2 protein-coding genes are annotated in these 1,468 nt (G+C 73.5%); one reads left to right on the forward strand and one right to left on the reverse strand.

From position 1 onward, the window contains the following. Positions 1–115 precede the first annotated feature (115 nt). A complete protein-coding gene (locus ABZW03_RS40805; RefSeq protein ID WP_355269927.1) occupies positions 116–955 on the reverse strand; it encodes a PIG-L family deacetylase in 840 nt (279 codons plus the stop codon). Positions 956–1,259: 304 nt separating this feature from the next. On the opposite strand from ABZW03_RS40805, the gene ABZW03_RS40810 reads away from it, so the two are divergent. After that, a partial coding sequence (locus ABZW03_RS40810; protein ID WP_355269929.1) for a hypothetical protein occupies positions 1,260–1,468 on the forward strand: 209 nt, incomplete at its 3' end.

A 1,468-nucleotide genomic window follows, 5' to 3' on the forward strand; every position in this document is an offset into this window, starting at 1 on the left:
GGTTGGCGTAGCCGATGCCCAGCTGGCGGTAGGCGCGGGTGGTCTCGCCGATCTTCTCGGTGGGGAAGTCCGCGAAGCAGTCGCAGCCGGCCCGTCCCCGCTCCGGGGATCGGGGTCAGCGCAGCCCGGCGAAGAGGTCGTTCTCCGGCACGGCCGCGCCGGTGGTGTCCCGGACCCGCACGAAGGTCTCCACGCCCATCAGCTCGGTGAACCGTTCCTTCCCCATCTTCAGGAAGAAGATGTTCTCCCCCTGGCTCGCGTGCGCGGCCAGGGCGTCGAACTTCCGGCCGCCGAACGCGGTGGTGTCCACCCAGGTGGTGATCTCCTCGTCGGGCAGGCCGATCTCCGGCATCTCCACCGCCTCCGCCGACCCCGGGTCCGGCTCCTCCCAGTCCGCGCCGAACTCGCGCATGACCTCCCCGAACCGCTGCATCGCCGAGCGCGGCGCCGTCGTCCAGTAGACCTTCGGCGTCAGGTCGACCAGCTCCAGGGCCGCCATCGTGATCCGGTTGGCCTGGATGTGGTCGGGGTGGCCGTAGAAGCCGTTCTCGTCGTAGGTGACGACCACGTCGGGCCGGTAGTGCCGCATCAGTTCGGCGAGGCGGGCGGCGCCCTCCGCCACCGGCGTGCGCCAGAACGAGCCGGGCTCGTCGTTGCTCGCCCAGCCCATCATCCCGGAGTCGGCGTACTCCAGCAGCTCCAGGTGTCCGACCTCCAACACCTCGCAGCTGGCCTCCAGTTCCCGGCGGCGCAGCGCGGCGACGGCCGCCGGGTCGTGCCCGGGCTCGCCCGGCTTGGCCCCGTCCGGTCCGTCACCGCACCTGCCGTCCGTACACGTCACGAGCACCGTGCGGATGCCCTCCGCCGCGTACCGGGCGAGGACACCCCCCGTCCCGGTGGCCTCGTCGTCGGGGTGGGCGTGCACCGCCATCAGCGTCAACGGCCGGTCGGCCATGTGATCCATCCTCTGGTCAGAAACAGTCATCGCCCTCCAGTCTGCGCCACGCGGACGGATGGTCGCTCCCGGTTCCCCCCTTCCCGCAAGCAGCCGTACGACGCGCCGCCCGTCGCCGCGGCCCGCTCCCCGTCGTGCGGTCGGCCCTCGGCGGCCCGGGCCCGGTGGTGCCGCGCGACTACCGGGCGCGCGCCCGGCGCTCCGGGCCGCTCCGGCAGCCAGGGGGCGTACGCCAGTCGCGGCAGGGGCCGGCGGCGGTGATCGGCGGTCCGGTCGTAGCCCTCCCGGTCGCGCGGATAGACGGATGTCGCCGGGCGGCCCGACCCGACCGGTTCACGAGCCCGCCACGATCACTCCGTGCTACGGTCCGTCTTCAAACTCGCGTCTGCGGGGCGACGCCGGGGCACGCACCGCGCTGGCTGGGCTGATCCGCGACGCCGGCGACCCGCTGGAGCGCAAGCAGGCGATCGCGATGTACCGGCGGGCGGCGGCCACCCTCTGCGACGGCGTGGC

Source organism: Kitasatospora sp. NPDC004799 (genome assembly GCF_040609095.1).
Classification (GTDB): domain Bacteria; phylum Actinomycetota; class Actinomycetes; order Streptomycetales; family Streptomycetaceae; genus Kitasatospora.